The sequence below is a fragment of the Paenibacillus sp. FSL L8-0436 genome (assembly GCF_038593025.1).
Lineage (GTDB): Bacteria > Bacillota > Bacilli > Paenibacillales > Paenibacillaceae > Paenibacillus_AQ.
Window position 1 is genome coordinate 4,967,389 of record NZ_CP151955.1, and the last position, 17,142, is coordinate 4,984,530.

The 17,142-nt window shown below is 50.6% G+C and carries 11 protein-coding genes, 2 pseudogenes and 1 riboswitch; of the genes and pseudogenes, 4 read left to right on the top strand and 9 right to left on the bottom strand.

Annotated elements, in window-relative coordinates; all coding sequences use genetic code 11:
• Nucleotides 1-12: 12 nt before the first annotated feature.
• Nucleotides 13-411 (bottom strand): large conductance mechanosensitive channel protein MscL, encoded by a 399-nt coding sequence (mscL, locus tag NSS79_RS22855; protein WP_340897396.1) that lies wholly within the window; start codon nt 409-411, stop codon nt 13-15.
• Between the two features lie 192 nt (nt 412-603).
• Between mscL and NSS79_RS22860 the strand changes: the two genes are divergently transcribed.
• Genes NSS79_RS22860 through NSS79_RS22870 form a run of 3 tightly spaced genes read left to right on the top strand, consistent with a single transcriptional unit; the run spans nt 604 to nt 3,497 of the window.
• The gene (locus tag NSS79_RS22860) at nt 604-1,968 is read left to right on the top strand and encodes an MBOAT family protein (protein WP_342436264.1); all 1,365 of its coding nucleotides are present in this window, start codon (nt 604-606) and stop codon (nt 1,966-1,968) included.
• A 56-nt stretch (nt 1,969-2,024) separates the two neighbouring features.
• Complete coding sequence (locus NSS79_RS22865; protein ID WP_342436265.1) at nt 2,025-2,780, top strand: hypothetical protein; 756 nt, start codon at nt 2,025-2,027, stop codon at nt 2,778-2,780.
• A gap of 9 nt (nt 2,781-2,789) precedes the next feature.
• Nucleotides 2,790-3,497, top strand: coding sequence for a copper amine oxidase N-terminal domain-containing protein (locus tag NSS79_RS22870; RefSeq protein ID WP_342436266.1), 708 nt, complete (start codon nt 2,790-2,792; stop codon nt 3,495-3,497).
• A 113-nt stretch (nt 3,498-3,610) separates the two neighbouring features.
• Here the strand turns inward: NSS79_RS22870 and NSS79_RS22875 are convergent, their stop codons facing one another.
• Entirely contained in the window at nt 3,611-7,063 is a 3,453-nt protein-coding gene (locus NSS79_RS22875; RefSeq protein ID WP_342436267.1) for a collagen binding domain-containing protein, read from the bottom strand.
• A 359-nt stretch (nt 7,064-7,422) separates the two neighbouring features.
• On the opposite strand from NSS79_RS22875, the gene NSS79_RS22880 reads away from it, so the two are divergent.
• Nucleotides 7,423-8,178, top strand: a complete 756-nt coding sequence (locus NSS79_RS22880; RefSeq protein ID WP_342436268.1) for a TIGR02206 family membrane protein — start codon at nt 7,423-7,425, stop codon at nt 8,176-8,178.
• Between the two features lie 136 nt (nt 8,179-8,314).
• Here NSS79_RS22880 and NSS79_RS22885 read toward each other — a convergent pair whose 3' ends face one another.
• The 7 genes and pseudogenes from NSS79_RS22885 to NSS79_RS22915 form a co-directional block, all read right to left on the bottom strand.
• Nucleotides 8,315-8,746: a peptidylprolyl isomerase gene (locus NSS79_RS22885; RefSeq protein ID WP_038594618.1), complete on the bottom strand. Its 432-nt coding sequence runs from the start codon at nt 8,744-8,746 to the stop codon at nt 8,315-8,317.
• A 141-nt stretch (nt 8,747-8,887) separates the two neighbouring features.
• Entirely contained in the window at nt 8,888-10,222 is a 1,335-nt protein-coding gene (gene lysA, locus NSS79_RS22890; RefSeq protein WP_342436269.1) for a diaminopimelate decarboxylase, read from the bottom strand.
• A gap of 193 nt (nt 10,223-10,415) precedes the next feature.
• Nucleotides 10,416-11,960, bottom strand: a pseudogene (locus tag NSS79_RS22895) (spore germination protein); the annotation flags it as partial.
• 1,562 nt (nt 11,961-13,522) lie between these two features.
• Nucleotides 13,523-13,945: a stage V sporulation protein AB gene (locus NSS79_RS22900; RefSeq protein WP_342436270.1), complete on the bottom strand. Its 423-nt coding sequence runs from the start codon at nt 13,943-13,945 to the stop codon at nt 13,523-13,525.
• Nucleotides 13,942-14,604, bottom strand: coding sequence for a stage V sporulation protein AA (locus tag NSS79_RS22905; RefSeq protein WP_342436271.1), 663 nt, complete (start codon nt 14,602-14,604; stop codon nt 13,942-13,944). The genes NSS79_RS22900 and NSS79_RS22905 overlap by 4 nt, the downstream gene beginning before the upstream one ends.
• Nucleotides 14,605-15,240: 636 nt before the next feature.
• A pseudogene (locus tag NSS79_RS22910) lies at nt 15,241-15,342 on the bottom strand (carbohydrate ABC transporter permease); the annotation flags it as partial.
• A 361-nt stretch (nt 15,343-15,703) separates the two neighbouring features.
• A complete protein-coding gene (locus NSS79_RS22915) occupies nt 15,704-16,657 on the bottom strand; it encodes a DMT family transporter (protein ID WP_342436272.1) in 954 nt (317 codons plus the stop codon).
• A gap of 129 nt (nt 16,658-16,786) precedes the next feature.
• Nucleotides 16,787-16,936, bottom strand: a riboswitch (FMN riboswitch).
• Nucleotides 16,937-17,142 lie beyond the last annotated feature (206 nt).

A 17,142-nucleotide genomic window follows, 5' to 3' on the forward strand; every position in this document is an offset into this window, starting at 1 on the left:
TGTAACTTACTTCTAGATTTCACTCTGTTTTTCCGCCCGCAGCAAATCGCGAATTTCTGTCAGCAGGGCAATTTCCGGATCTGGTGCCGGGGTCTCGACCACTTCGACTTTTACGACTTCCTTGCGTTTAAATTTGCCTACCAGCTTAATCACCAAAAAGATGGAGAAAGAAATAATAAAGAAATCTACCACTGCCTGCAGGAACAAGCCGTAGTTCACAGTTGCCTCTCGGAAAGTGAAGCTAAGCTTCTTCAAAGGGTCAATCCCTCCGCTAAGCATCCCCACCAGGGGCATAATAATGTCGGCGACCAGGGAGGTAACGATTTTACCGAAAGCTGCCCCGATGACGACAGCAACGGCGAGATCAAGCACATTTCCTTTCATGGCAAAACTTTTGAATTCCTTCCACATTGCCGATTCCCTCCAAAACTTCGAATTTAAATTATTATAGCATTTCCCCTGCGGATGACAATAAATCTCCGGCCTTGTTCTCACGGAAAGGAGAATTTTCTTAAGAAAATCATTAGATTTAGTGCCGGTAAGTCTTTAGAACTGAGTCTTAAAGTGATTGTTATACCAAATCTGTTATAAGCGAGGGGTCACATGTTATTTAATTCGTACATCTTTATGTTCGGCTTCCTGCCTGTTGTGCAGGCCGGCTACTTTGCACTAAACCGCATCCGCCTGTTTAAGTACGCCAAGTTGTGGCTGGCGCTGTCCTCTCTGGTCTTCTATGGCTGGTGGAATATCCGCTACATCCCTCTGATCCTCTTGTCCATTCTGTTCAACTACACGCTTGGCCGGTATATACACAGCGGAAAATTCCGCCCCCGCACACTGCTAATCTTCGGCTTAAGCGCCAATCTCCTGCTGCTGGGCTACTGCAAATATGCCGATTTTTTCATCACAAACTGGAATGGGCTGACGGGGTGGAAAGTGGCTCCCCTTCACCTGCTGCTGCCGCTCGGGATCAGCTTTTTTACCTTTACCCAAATTGCCTATCTCGTCGACGCCTACCGGCATCAGGCACGTGAATACGGTCTCATCAATTACATACTATTCGTTACCTTCTTCCCCCATCTGATTGCAGGTCCGATCCTTCACCACAAGGAGATGATGCCTCAGTTCGACAGACTGCGGGGCAAGCTCTGGAACTGGAACAATGTCCTGAAGGGTACCCTGCTGTTCAGCATCGGCCTCGGCAAAAAAGTGATCATCGCGGATACCCTGGCCGGCTTTGCCAATAGCGGCTTTGCCTCTGCTGCTCATTTCGTGGACTCCTGGGTGGCTGTGCTGTCCTATACCCTCCAGCTTTACTTTGATTTCAGCGGGTACACGGATATGGCGATCGGCATTGCATTGCTCTTCAATATTGTACTGCCGCAAAATTTCAATGCTCCATATCGCGCCCTGAGTATCCGCGACTTCTGGAGACGCTGGCATATGACGCTCAGCCGCTTCCTTAGGGATTATATCTATATTCCGCTAGGGGGCAACCGCAAGGGCTTCTGGATCTCTATCCGCAATGTGATCATTACCTTTCTGCTTGGCGGCATATGGCATGGGGCAGGCTGGATGTTCGTACTCTGGGGGCTGCTGCACGGAGTCGGACAAGCGGTAGAGAAGCTGTGGGCACGCCGGGGTACGCCATTGCCTAAGGGTATCGCATGGCTACTCACCTTCACCTTTATAAATGTAACCTGGGTATTCTTCCGCGCGGAGAATCTTACGATAGCCCTTAGACTATTAAAAGGAATGAGCGGAATAAACGGTTTGGGAACTTCTGCAGTCAGCAGCTTAAAGTGGGCTATCGTCCTAATTGTTATCCTGCTCGGCGTGATCCTGCTGCGGCACAAGACAGAAATTCAGGTGCGAAGCTGGAAGACGGTTATGGCCATGGCTCTGATCTTCGTCCTTTCCTTGTTCTTCTTCAACCGTATCACTCCGTTCCTGTATTTTAACTTCTAATCCAGGAAACGATCCCGTCACACTCGCTCACACTATTTGCTTAGGAGGTTCGAAGGATGTCAGTACCCCATATTCAAATCGCCAAAACCCCGGCACAGCCATGCGGATTGCATGCCCGATCCAAAAAAATGATGACTTTATTCCTGCTGTTTCTGTTCTCGTTCGCAGCTCTCGCCGCTCTTCTTACCATATTCCTGGATCCGCTGCAGTTCTATCATAAATCCTCATGGTATACCCCGGTTTTCTCACAGGAGGAACGTTACCAGAATCCCGGGCTGGCCAAAAACTATGATTACGACAATATTATTATCGGGACTTCCATGACCGAGAACTTTCTGCCTTCTCAAGTAGACAAAAGCTTAGGCGGAACCACAATGAAGCTGTCGATGGAGGGATCAACTGTCGATGAGCACTATAAAATCGCCAAGCTTGCTCTGGAAACCGGCAAAGTAAAGCAGGTCCTCTGGGGGCTGGATTATTTCTCCCTGAAGCTGGAAACCACAAAGGCGGCAAAAGAATTTCCCGATTATCTGTACGACGGCAAGCTATGGACCGATTACAAGTATTGGTTCAATTCCTCGGTGTATACGCAATTTTTCTGGCCCAGCCTCAAAAGCACGCTCACCGGTGAGCCCGGAAAAAAGCTGGAATATCTGAACAATTGGAACCGTGTAGTTAAGTTCGGCCAACAATATGTAACCAAAGCCTACCTGAATGCCAGTGACAACGAGTTATACTTCGGGCTTAACGAGGAAAACACCGATCAGCTTAAGGAACATTTCAATACCTATATTCTGCCGCTGCTGAAGTAATATCCTGACGTGCAGTTCTACTTCTATTATCCTCCCTACAGCGTGATGCGGCAGGTTGCCTGGTATTCTGATAATCCCATCCGCTTCGGCAATCAACTGGTGATGCGCAAATGGATGTACGAGCAATTCCGGCAGTTCGATAATGTGTCGCTATATGATTTTCAGGCGGAATCGAAGTGGACGTTCAACCTTGATCTGTACAAGGATCTTAGCCATCACAGCGAAGAAGTTAACAGCTGGATTGCAGAGGCCATCGGAGAGAAGAGTCCGGATTATCTTGTAACGGATGAAAACATCGACGAGTTTAACAATAAGCTGCAGTCCCAGGCGGAAAGTGCCGTTACCGACCTCAGCGGGAACCTCTATCAGAGCAGCGTTCAGTTCGGTGGAGTGCAGCTGGGATATACCACCCGGCTGATCCAGGGGGACAAGGAGCTGTGGCTGACTGCCAAAGACCTGGGGCCTGCCCTGGGGGCTAAAGTCGAATGGGATGGAGCCAGCAAAACAGTAACGCTAACGTCCGGCGGGCACCGTATTGCAATGACTGTCGGCAGCAGTAAAGCGCTTGTGGACGGCACTAGCACAGACCTGGAAGCCGCTCCGCTGCTCGTCGGAGGCAAAGTCTTGATCCCGCTCGCCTTTACCGCTGAACAATTGGGCTGGGATGTCACTACCGATAAGAAGGGGAACTGGATCCGCTACAGCCTTACTCCATAACTACAGTGGATTATGTAATTCCAATAAGAAAAAGAGCACACGGCAGATGATCGCCGTGTGCTCTTTGTTCGTGCGCTATGGCAGAAAAAATGAATTTTCAGCTGCCTCTGGTGCTATTCCTGCTTTCTGCGTCTGAATACCCGGCTCAGAATGAACCCTGCAAGAATCAATCCTAAACCTGCCAAATAGATTGGCAATGGACTGTTCTCACCCGTCTGTGGCAGTTGGCCGCCCGAGCCGGTCACTGTCCCCGCCGGAATTTCATCATCCTCAACTTCCACTTCGCCAAGCGGGATGTCATCATCAGTCGTTGTCACTTGTCCCGGAGTCGGTGAAGGTGTAGCTGACGGAGCAGGTGTAACCTGTGCCGTCGCCCCAGGTCCCGCAGGAATCTGTGGTTCTTCGATAATGACAACAGGAGTTGGACTGCCGCCAGGTGCTACTGTCGGTGTTGGTACTGGTGTCGGTACTGGTGTCGGTGGTACTGGTGTTGGACTGCCACCAGGGCCTACTGTCGGTACTGGTGTTGGTTCTGTCGTTGGACCCGTTGTTGGTACTGTTGTCGGCACTGTTGTTGGTACTGTTGTTGGTGTCGACGTTGGTACCGGCACCTCCTCTGTATTGTATACAGTCAGCCCCACGCTCACCGACGAACCGATTGTGACCGGATACTCTTTGGAATCCAGCACATATCCTTTCGGAGCCGCCGTCTCAATCAATACATAGCTGCCCAGCCAAATATTGTTGAATGCCGCTTTGCCTGCAGTGTCGGTAGTCAGGGTATTGATCAGCACTCGTTCTGTTCCGTTCAGCCGGTAAAGCTCAAAAGTTGCACCTTCCAGCGGTTTCTCCTTGTTTACGGCATCCAGCTTGTTGACGATCAATGCCCCTCTGACACCACTTCCTGTGCCCGAACCGCTGGATACTCCCACGATGACCTCTTTGGATGTATCCTTCTCGACCCATACAACATTGTTGCCGTTGAATTTTACGGTATTAAGCAGCTTATCGCCTGTATTCGCTACGATCAGCGACTTGTATTCCAGCACATAAGCTGTCTTGATATCCTTCAAGAAGCTGAGTTCAAAGCTCTGCTTTCCACTGGCATTCTGATTAATGTTAAGTGAATAATCAACATCCTTCACCAGTTCAGGTCCGCCTTTGGTCACTTCTCCGTTCACAGATACTACGGTTGGATACAAATGGAAGGAATCCTGGAGCAGTATTTGATTGGAGCTTGGTTCGTCAATGATTTTTGCATTCTTCACGAACGACTGTGTCCGGTTGATCGCGATGCTCCAATCTACCTTATCGCCGCTTTGCAGTCCATCTTTGTAGATATATTCACCACCGTGCGGGATCTTCAGGGAAGCAGTCAAGTCTTTCGATACCTGCTTAGTTCCATCCAGAAGTTTAGCCGTATTGACTACGGTAGCGTCGATAAGCTGGCCTTCAAGAGTTGTCTTGAATTCGATGATATACGGCTCGCCGATGTTGCCGGCAAATTCTACTTTCAGCTCATTGTTGCTGCTGACAGCGTAAGTATACGCCGATGTACTAAGCTCTGAACCTTTTGTAAAGTCACCTTTTGTGTCGATGTTCATGCTGTAAACCTTAAGCGAACCTGGAACTAATATTTGGCCCGCAGTCAGCACATCGGTTACCGCAGGATCAGCAATCGCCTTGCCGTTGTAGTTCGCACCCACAGTCCAGGTAATTTCTTTAGCAGCTGCATTGTAAACACCCGACTTGAACCCGTTGCTCTTTACCTCGGGACGCGGAATGAACTTTCCAAACGCTACAGTTGACTGGATATTTTCAGCACTGTCCATCCAATCAATCTGTGCTTTATTAATAAAATCATCAGTGCTTCCAGTCAGCCAGTCATTGCTGAACAAGGTGGTGTAATTGATGGTGTGAAACCCGGATATCGGTGAATGAAACTTCACTGTAAATCCGGCGTTCGGCTGTACAGGTGAATCATAGGTCACCGTGTACTTGGAAGGGCTCACTACCAGCCAGTTTTCATCCCTTACAAGCAGCGAACCGGGAACAAATTTCTGACCGCCATCCGGGAAGCTGTCTTTCACAACAACATGGCTCATCGGGTAATTATCACCGTTAAGCGTAATTTTCCAATCTGTCGTTTTATTCTTGTAGTCTACACCCGATAATGTCTTATAGATGACGGCAGGCCGGACAAGCTGTTTGGCATCATAAGTATACGTGCTGTCTGTAACCGAATTGATAACCGTCGTTTCTTTGATCACGCGGTCTTTGGCCTTGATTTTATATTCAATACGGTGCGGTGCGGATACATCGTTTGTGAACTGCAGCTTAAAGCCTTTTTTACCGGTAGCGGTAATAGGAGAAACAGTAAAGTCCACATTCTCAATCAGGGCTGGCCCTTTTGTGGCTACAGCCGCTGAATCCAGGGTTACCGGATAAACCTTAACCGAACCGGCTACAAGCTCATGCGAAGCATCGAATAAATCCGATAAGACAGCATTGGCCTGCGGGATGTTCTTGCCATTGTAGTTATATTCTATTGCCCAGGAAATCACCTGATTTCCCCATTCATATCCGGTTGAGAATTTTTTCAGCGTTCCACCGCGCTCAACAGTTACCGTTGCTGAGGAGCTGACCGGATCGCGCCCATCTCCTGTAAACGTCGCTGTATTGGTGAAAATCCTTTTATTCTCCACAGCTATGGGGGTGGTGTATGCAATGCGGTATGCACGGCTGATTACAGGATCTGTGAAGTGAAGGATAAGTTTGCCGTCCAGGATTTCCGCAGAATATTTGCTGCTGTCGAGCAGCGCACCCGGTGACACTGTGCCGTCAAGCTGGACTGCCAGCTCGTAAACCGCAAGCGTGGCCGTGCTGTCTAAGGACAACCCTGCCGGAATAGGGTCGGTCACCGTAGCGTTTGCTACATGCTCCAGCTTCTTGTTCACATCAACCGTCCACTGAATGCTGGTGGCATTGTAGCCGCTGGAGCTGCCGTGCTTGTCGATGGTCGAGCCGATCTCAGGCTTGAAGTGCACGATAACCTTCTGCGTCCCGCCATTCACAGGGAAGAGAATTTCCTCTACCCCGCTGCCGGGAATTTTCTGTTTGTCAAACTTCGTATTCACCCGGAGTGTTCCCTGCACATTGTCATGACTCTCAATATAGCTGTTAAAGGTCATCACTACCTGATGCGTGGATTTTCTGACCGTGAAGCTGCCAACTTCCCCGTCATCGGAGACCAATGCGCCGCCGATGTCATTAAACAGCTGGAACTGCTCTGGAAGCAGGAACGTAAAGGTGTCACCTGCTGCGTAACCATGTCCGTTTGGAAGCGACCAGGTGTAATCCAGTCTGACTGTGGAATTGACATCATACACACTGTCCGTAACGGTCTGGCCATCAGGTCCATACACAGCCATGGAGACGCTGGTAATAATATCTCTTTCAGTCTCAATCCCAGCTGCCGTAGCCTGCGAGGTGAATCCAATACCATAGGCATACTGCACAAAAAGCATAATGATCATAATGGACAAACTAAATTTCTTCTTCAACATTCCCTGGAAGCCCCCGTTTCTGATTTAATTTTGGGATAATTATCCCTCTTGCAGCATATTCCTTCTCTGTCTATTCATGCTTGATTTCAGGAACAGCTCTAAAAACCGGTCAACAATGATACAAAATAAAATGGCAGCCGTACCCCTCGTCATGACACTCAAAAGCCTCAAGCCAGTTATGTATTCCGGTTTTCCTGCGTCCATCTTATGTGATATTGCAGAAATCTCTTCCTTTTCTGGTCGGCTTGAGCGTTATATACTTATATCACCTAAGTATAGATCTCTAGAATCAGAAAATGTTAAAATTCCGAATATTTATTTTTGTTAAAATAACCCACGGGTCCTAAGGAGAGTATTCTGTGAACTTCGACTCATTTTTCGCACGGCGGCATGAGACTGATTTCAGTATGTTTTCGCCGTCACACTGGGCTGCTCTGGCTGTTGTGGCCTTGGTTTGCCTGGTGCTGTTCTGGTCGCGTTTTGCACTTCGTTCCCGTCCATCACTCCGCCGGTTTGTGAAACTGCTGCTGGTATTCGTCCTACTTTTTTCAGAAGCCGGACTGCATGTATGGTACTTTTCGCAGGGGATCTGGAAGAAGGAGTCCTCGCTGCCGCTGGAGTTATGCGGGATTACATTGCTCTTGTCCGTCATTATGCTGCTTACCCGCAGCCGGAGGCTCTACTTCTTTCTCTACTTTGCCGGCATTGGCGGAGCTTTTATCGCCCTGCTGACGCCTAACCTGGTGTATCCTTATCCCCATTTTCGCTTTCTGCTGTTTTTTACGGCCCATGGCGCGATTATTCTGGCCTCTCTCTATATGACCTGGGTCGAAGGGTATAGGCCAACCTGGCGCTCGCTTTTCTTCACCATGCTCTGCCTGAATTTAGTCGCTGCCTGTGTCTATGCCGCAAATTCATTGCTGGGATCGAACTACATGTTCCTGGCGCATAAACCCGGCACCTTTTCCGTACTGGATTATTTCGGCCCTTATCCTTATTACCTGCTGGTCGAAGAGGGTTTTGCCTTTATTCTTTTTCTGCTGATGTATCTGCTCTTTTTCAGGCTGCCGCTGCGTTCCGCTCTCCGGGACCGGCGTAGAAGCCGGATCCTTTGAAGCGGTGCACCAAGTAGAAACAGATAATTTATAGCGTGAAGCATATAAATTCGCACAAAAGCACCCGGCTGGGATCCCAGCCGGGTGCTTTATGAATAGCAGTAAGGGACGTATGACGCCCCTTAGTTCATTTGAATTAAGCTTCGATAATTTCCACCGAAGTCATTTTGTCGCGGCCCTGGAAAGAGTCAACATAGTCCATGCCTTCTACGACTTTACCGAATACAGTGTGCACTCCGTCGAGGTGAGGCTGCGGTGCATAGCAGATGTAGAACTGGCTTCCGCCAGTGTTCTTGCCGGCATGCGCCATAGCCAGCGTTCCGCGCTCATGCTTGTTCGGGTTGATTTCGCAGTTGATCGTATAACCTGGACCACCGGAGCCTGAACCGTTAGGACAGCCGCCTTGTGCTACGAAACCAGGGATAACGCGGTGGAAGACCAGACCGTTGTAGAAACCGTCTTTTGCCAGCTTCTCAAAGTTGGCTACGGTGTTTGGAGCATCCTGATCGAACAAGTCCAGCAGCACTACGCCGCCGTTTTCAAGTGTAATTTTCGCTTGCTTTGCCATATGTAAATGACCCCTTTCGAAATAACAGATGTAGAACACTTTTCTTAGTTTACTATGAAACCACGCACAAAGCAAAGCAAGCGGGAGTCACTCCCGCTTGCTCCAATTATTCTACACATTAAGCCTTGCGGTGATGAAGACCTACTTCGTAACAGCCTGCTTGGCGATGCGCTCCGGCACAATATCGTTGGCGGTAATGTCCTGATGACTCTCGCGGCGTACCACTACATCGCTCTGTCCGTTCTGTACAAAAACGACGGCCGGACGGCGGATCCGGTTATAATTACTGGCCATGGAATAGTTATACGCACCGGTGCAGGCTACGGCAAGCAGATCACCGCTCTCCACCTTCGGAAGCTCCACATCCCAGATCAGCATATCGCCGCTCTCGCAGCATTTGCCCGCGATCGAAACTGTTTCTTCATTGGATTCCGTGGCACGGTTGGCAAGCAGCGCCTCGTATTTGGATTCATATAGTGCAGGGCGCGGATTGTCGGTCATCCCGCCGTCAACGGCGACATATTTGCGGACTCCCGGAATTTCCTTGTTGGTTCCTACCGTGTACAACGTCGTACCTGCATCCCCAACGATGCTGCGGCCCGGCTCTACCCAGATTTGCGGCAGTTTGCCGCCGATTCCTGCGAAATGCGTCTTCACCGCATCTGTAATTGCCGCTACATATTCGGATACCAACAGCGGTGTATCACCCTCCACATAGCGGATGCCGAAGCCGCCGCCGAGATTGACGACAGGGAAATCAATCGCAAGCTCTTCCTTCACCTTGCGGGTGAAATCAGCGATCCGCTCCACCGCAAGCTGGAACCCTTCAGTTTCAAAAATTTGCGAGCCGATATGTGAATGCACACCCAGCAGCTGCAAATTGGCCTTGTCTGAAGCCTGGCTTACCGCTTCTTGAGCGGAACCATTGCCGATGTCAAAGCCGAACTTCGAATCGGTCTGGCCTGTAGAAGCATACGCATGATGGGCATGAGCTTCTACCCCTGGCGTAACGCGGAGCAGGATGTTCACCTTCACTTCCTTGCGCGAGGCAATGCTCTGCAGCAGGCTGAGTTCAACCAGATTATCCACTACGAAGCAGCCGATACCGGCATCAATCGCCATCTCAATTTCATCAGGTGTTTTGTTGTTGCCGTGGAAGTGGATACGCTCTGCAGGAAAACCCGCTTGCAGCGCCGTGTATAGTTCCCCGTCAGACACCACGTCAAGCGACAATCCTTCTTCATCCACCAACCGGCACATCGCCATCACGGAGAAGGCTTTGCTGGCATAGGCCACCTGAAACTCAAGACCGGAGGCCGTAAACGCATCCATGTACTCGCGGCAGCGGCGCCGGACCAGTTGCTCGTCCATTATATATAGCGGGGTTCCATATTCCGCTTTCAATTCCGTCACATCACATCCGCCGATCTCCAAATGTCCGGCATCATTAATTCGGCTCGTCCCGTGTAAAAACATTACTCAGTCCTCCAATTTCTGTGGAATGTCTTGTTCCACCCTGTCTATTGTATGTTATTAGGCCCCGCAGAGTTCCTGAAAGATAGCTGCTTGAGCAGAAACTCCGCTTTTTACGGGGCTGTTTAGTGTATTCAGTATAGCAGACAGAGGGAACACCATAGAATGGACTAATTTGCAGTTGATTTGTATTTTCCTACGATTGTTTCTCGTTCTCCTGGACAGGCGGCATTCGTGTATTATCCCTTGTTTTGTTGAAGGATGGCCTTGTTTTGGAGCTGAGCACAGGCTGGCGCAGGATGATCTCGCCCATCGCTTTTGCATTAAATGGTATAAACGGCCACAAATAAGATGAATTGTAGGACCGGTGCAGGGTCAGCAGAACGATGATCAGTGTGGTTCCGATCATAAATCCCTGTACCTGGAACGCAGCAACGGCGACCAGCAGCACAAGCCTGACAATCCGGTTGGCCAGTCCAAGCTCATAACTCGGCGTCGCGAACATCCCGATGGAGGCTACCGCCATATACAGCACCACTTCATTCACGAACAGTCCGGTCTGTACGGCGATGTCTCCCACCAGAATAGCGGCAATCAGACCCATGGCGGAGCCAAGGGGTGTCGGTGTATGCACCGCCGCCATTCTCAGCAGGTCAACCCCAAGCTCGACAATCAGGAACTGGGCCAGAAGCGGGATTTCAGCTGTCTTCTGCGGCCCGATAAAGTCCAACATCTTCGGCAAAAGCTCAGGATGAATGACCATCAGCATCCACAATGGCAACAGGAACATAGAAGCAAAGATTCCGATGAACCGGACCCAGCGCAGGTAAGTCCCCATAAACGGAGTCTGGCGGTTCTCCTCGGCATGCTGGCAGAGATCAAAAAACGTGGTCGGCAGGACGATGACGCTTGGTGATGTATCTACAAAGATCACGACCCGGCCTTCCAGCAGATGAGAAGCTACGGTATCCGGGCGCTCTGAATAGCGGACCAGCGGATAAGGATTCCAGCCTCTGCCGACGATCGCCTCCTCCAGTTGCTTATCCGCCAGTGGGATTCCGTCGATATCCACACTTTTAATTTTGTCAGTGACAGCCTTCACCTGGGTTTTGTCGACGATGTCGTCAATATACGCTACGCAGACATCCGTCCGCGTCCGGCGGCCGACCTGGTGCATCTCGTATTTCAGTCCGGGGTCGCGGATTCGTCTGCGTACCAGTGCAACATTGCTCAGCAGTGTCTCCGTGAACCCGTCCCGTGACCCGCGAACCACCCGTTCAATAGAAGGCTCATCAGGATTTCGCGAAGGATACGAGCGTGTATCCATAATAATAACCTGGGTCTCGCCTTCAATGAAGAACACACTCATTCCCGACAAAACCTTATTGATACTTTCGCTCAGCAGCTCACCTTTTTCCACCTGCACGTGGGGGATGTATTCTGTCATGAAGCTGGCCAGCACATCAGTGGAGACATTTTCCGGTGTCAGATAGGTAAGCCGCTTCAGAATCTCGTCAATAATCGTATCCTTGGCAAACCCGCTGATGCATAGCAGCGCTGCATTGCGGCCGGCAAAGGACATCTCCCTGAACACGATATCAAAAGATGAACCCAGCCCCATGACCTCAGCCAGTGTATTTTTGGTATGCTCCAGGTTCGGTGAAACTTTGTCATTACCCTGCCAGTATATAACCGATTCTTCAAGCGAATCAGAGCGTTCGTTGTCCCGTTTTAATTGCAGCGGGTCGATTTTCCCCTGGGGTGGAGCATCCTCCTGCTTAGCTTTTTTCTTGTCTTTTTTGGACTTCTGCGGCTGCTGGGTCTGCGCTTGTGACTGCTTCCCGCTCCCAGCCTCAGCCGTAGTTCCGGCTCCAGCCTGACTCCCCGTTCCTGATTCATCGTCTGACTCAGCATCTTCCTCAGTATCCGGCTCTTCACTAAACAGTCTGGCGAAAAAACCCTTCTTGCCGCTCTCCGGCTCCTCTGCACCCAGCTCATCTGATGCTTCCATATCCTGCGGCTGGCTGCCGGTCTCATCCCCGGGATCAGCTGTGCCGGGGGACACTGCGCTGTCATCCTCCGGTCTTTTCGATTCCGCTTCAGCTGCTGCATTATCGGCTTCGGGTGTGGAGGCTGAACCTGCTGCTGCATTGCCAGTCTCGGCCGTAGGGGCATTGCCGCCAGCCTGCGCCGCCGTCACTTGTCCTCCAGCTCCCTTTGCACTTTCTCCCGCTGCGCTGCTTGCTTCCGTATCTGAACTGCCCTCTGCCAAAGGCGTGGCCACTTGTTGCGGGTTGCTCCCCTCCTGATCCGGTGTTCCCGCTCCATCCGAGGCTTGCAGATCATGATCGCCATACCCGGTTGCTCCGGCGTCCACACCAATGTCCACACTGCTGTTTGTTCCCTTATCGGCACCCGCACCCGGCGCAGTGGAATCACCATTGCTCTGGTTCCCCGTGTCGAGCTCAGTTGAAGCTTCCACGTCCTGATTGCCGGCATCGGTGCCGGATGTAACTTCTGCCTCTGTTTCTTTACTGAATAATGTGCTAAAAAACTCCCTCACACCGCTTCCGGAGTTCTCCGCGTCTTGCGGTTGTGTCTCACCAGTAACCGCGTTGCTGCCGCCAGCCGTCTCGCCATTACCCTTACTGTCTGCCGCACCACCCCCAGCATTCGCATACGTCCCCCCTGCTGCTTCCGTACCGCCAGCTTCCGCGCCGCCAGTTTCCGCACCTCCAGACTCCGCACGGCTATCCTCCTCTACGCTGGCCTTCGTGTCATTTGCTTGCGTGCTGTGAGCTTGTGCGGCTGCCGCTGCACTAACAATCGCTGCACTGATGGTACCTCTTCCGTCTGCGGCGATATTACCGGCTGTGCCTGACTGTGGTGCCTCTTGTTCCCCGGATGCATTTGTACTTCCTCCCGGTGCCCCCTCCTGTTTCGATATACCCGCTCCGTCCGGAGCTTGCAGGCCATGATCTCCAGTGGCGCTTGCTCCGGCTTCCGTAGCGCCTGCCGATACAGAACCTGAAGCGGGTACCGGCTGTTCCTGACTTAACAATGACTCGCCCGCAGCCTTGGCTTCTCCGGGCCGGCCGGCAGTCCCCGTATGAGCTTCCCCAAGATTATTCGGTGACTGGTTTGCATAGCTCTCAGCTCCGTTTGCCGGAGCTGCTCCAGATGTCCCGCCACCAACATTGCCGGCCTGAGGCGCAGCCGGGCCAGCAGGCTGATTTTTTGCTTTTTTATCATTTACCTGATCACCGCTGTGAATATACCTTACCACTCCATAACCCCCTTCTACTATTGATATACAAAGAAGTCGAACAGAGCCCCTGCAACCTTGCCGCATACCATGGCCATCAGCAGCCCAAACAGATAATGCGTCATTTGCAGACGTTTTGCCAAGATCGGCAGCACATTCAAAACCTCTGTCAAAGCAGCGGCCAGCATACCGACAAATATCCCGTCAAACAGCCCAACTCCCAGTTCGACCACAGGACCTGAGCAAATCCGCCAGTTCCAGAAATCACTCATAGTGCCAAGCAGAGAACCCCCGATCATCGCCCCTTCATACCAATGAACTTTGTCGTAGGAGGAAGTCAGCTGGGCCAGCCGGGGCACCATATCAAGCACGATAAACAGAGCGATCACCCCTCCGCCTACCGCAATCCCCCCGGCGATTCCGAGCAGCAAATTCAGTCCAAGTGTAATCGGCGCGGTCATGTTCCATCCTCTTTAGGTCCTGATGGATCGTTTCCGCTGCGATTCATTTTGCTATACTCCTCGTGGACTACATAATGGTCGATATTTTTCTGATAAAGAAACATTTCCACTTCGAGCGGAGTGGGCTCCTCATTCCATTTTTTCTTAAAGAGGTGGTTGAAAAAAATCACCATGCCAAACCCGATGCCCAGCGAATAGGCAATCTGGAACACATAGGGGTGGTCATCCCGCCGTCCGGTCAGCATCTCCACGATACGAACGTGCACTTCCTGCATGCTGACATCGGCATGAAAATTCATAATCGTCAGCGCCGATCCGAAAAAAAGCAGCAGCCACACCAGCACAAACAGCGCAACCGAAGGTTTACGTGCTTCGACCGGCCCTTCAATCTGCACTATCGTCCGCCCCTCGCCAATCGGTTGGATGTCAGCACCCGGTATCAATTCGTGAATATGCGGGATAACCGTCAACAGGTCGATCAGAATGAGGTTTCCGTCACTCTGTGCCGGCTTCAGCAGCAGAATTGAATACAGCGGCTCCCTCCACTCCGGCTCGGTGATTAAATAAGCGATATCCCGCAGCGTGACCCCTTTCCCTTTGGGCACCGTTACCCGATTCTTAAGCTGTATGTAAATGGCGGGAGCCGAATAAGTGTTCATCCGTACACCTCCTATTGTTGTCGTGAAAAGCAGGATGAGACGCAAGAATAACGGTAGTATGGGAGAAAAGGCTTAATTTTACTCCAGGCCAGCAGAATTCAAGTTAAGGCATCGCCTCTTTAGCACACCGAAACACCCTCCATTGATCTGTTCCTGCGGATTAGTATCCAAAAAATGCATAAGTTCCGATTGTTTATCGGTATCGGAAAAGCACCGTATCAACTACCAATTGACTGGCTAGCGTGCTGGACAGGCGCACAAAAAAGCAGACCGGGCGATTTCCCCCTGTCTGCCTTACCCTTTGTTTATTGGTGCTGCGTTCATTCTTCTAAATTCAGTGATGTAAATCGTCGAATTCTCTAAGCTGCCGCAACTGCCATATGAGTTAGTTCTATTGCAGTAAGTACAGCAGATTCTCTCTATTCGCCTTCAAAATAGCGTTCTGTTGCATTTCCTGCAGCAGATTACCGCATTTTGTCGATAAACAGGCATCTTTGCAGTAATCAGCTGTACAAAGTGCAATAGATCGCTGATATAGTGGAAAACTGGACCCATCTGCTGCACATAATACATTGGATTTACCAACTCGGCATATGCGGAGTAAGAGGCTCTAGCTCTTCCTCTAACATACCTTGTGCGGCTCTTAAAGACCGAATTCCCCTTAGACAGCGGATAGGCTGCAAGGAACGTAATGAGCAGCGTAAGCCCAGTACCAATCACCGTACGCTGCACAGAAATCCTGCCGGATTTCAGGCTGGTCTCCATTTAAGTATATGCTTCACAAATAGCCATATAGTTCACTTACGCAACATTTCAGCAGTTTTTGCAGCCAATATGGATGTTTCGCAAACTTGGAAGAACGAAATTCTCCGGATGGGCTGAAACAAGTGGAAACGGCTTCGCCGTCCTCAAAAGGACGGTATCCGTATCAGCGAGAAATAGAAAGATAATTTATAGCGTGCAGCATATCAATTCTTATATTTTGAAAAAAAGGATGTCTCCCACAGCCGTATGGCTGAAGGGAACATCCTCCTCTTCTACTCAAAGCCCGGGGGTTCCCCCTCTCAGGCCTACTTTATACTCAGAAAGCCGCCCCGCTCTAATTGAGTGCTTCCTGACGGCTCTGTTGATTAGAAATAAGGAACAGTGCGGTCCAAATCAGCGCAAAGCCGATAATTTGCGGCAAGGTGACCAGCAGATCGAAGAAAATCCAGTTGATCAGGATTCCCGTCATCGGGAAGCTGAGCTCTGCCAAGGTGGCAACGGAAGCTTTGGTGGTGTTAAGACCTTTGTAATACAGCAGCATACTAAGCAGTCCGGGCAGCAGTGCCTGCAGCAGCAGATTGATCGCAATCGCCGTTGAAGTGCCCAGTCCCCCGTGTACCTGCCAGGGAGCACCTTCCATAGCAGTGACGACGAACAAGAGAGGCAATGCCAGAATGAACCGCAGTGAAGTCACCGTTTCATACTTCATTGAACCCAGCAAATAGCGGCCCATTACTGTAGATCCGCCCCACAAGGCAGCGGCACCGAGTGCCAGCAGACTGCCGACACTGATGAAGCTGTTCACATGTCCGAAGGGTGCGGTCCAGCCAAAGGTCAGCAGATAAGTCCCTGCCAGTGCAATCACTATAAGCGGTCCGAAATTTCGGGGCAGGCGTTCTTTAAGGATGACAGCCGCCAGTCCTATGGCAAAGATCGGCTGCAGCTTCTGCAGCAGAAGCACCGCATTGAGATCTCCGCTGGACAAGGCTTTGGTGAAGAGAATCGTAGCCACGGCGGAGCCGCCCCAAGATACAACCATTAGCGCTCCGGCCTGACGCAGACGAATTCCTTTCAGTTCAGCGCGATGCCGCCAAAGTACCGGAGCGGCAGCCAGAAAGAGCACAACATGCTCCAGCAGAACGATCTGTGAAGAGGTCATTGATTTGAGCAGGATGATGCGGAACAGCGGATCGACGCCCCATAGCGCCGCTCCCAGCACAACCAGCCAGAACCCGCCGCGAAGCGGCGCCTGACGCACCTCCGAAGTTGTAGCAGTTAGATTACTCATAATTCCATTCTCCTTGTCGATACAAACCCTCGATAAGAGACCAAAAACCCCCGCGCTGCCTTATGAGGGGCAACCATCGGGGGTCATTATCAATAAAGACCATCAGGAATAAACCTGTCGTCTTTATCTTATGATCCTCTCCCATCCGGACTTTACCGTCGGCTCTGGAATGTCACCAGATCAGTCCTTTCCGCTGCTGACAGCGAGAAGGAGTCGCGGGCTGAGTTCGCTTTGAACATCACCGCCGGTCAGGAATTTCACCTTACCCCGAGAATCTTGTATTCCGTTATTTTTTTCACAATCTCAGGATACTCCCGTTTATGAATTTCGTCCAGTATTTTATGAAAATATACACATTTTTTCATTCATCACCGCATTTCATGCCATATAAATGATATTTTTTTGTAATTCCTGCTGAATTCATTAAGTTATAATAGAATTATGTGAATTATCCATATTCTTCATCCATTGAAAGAGAGGCCCTT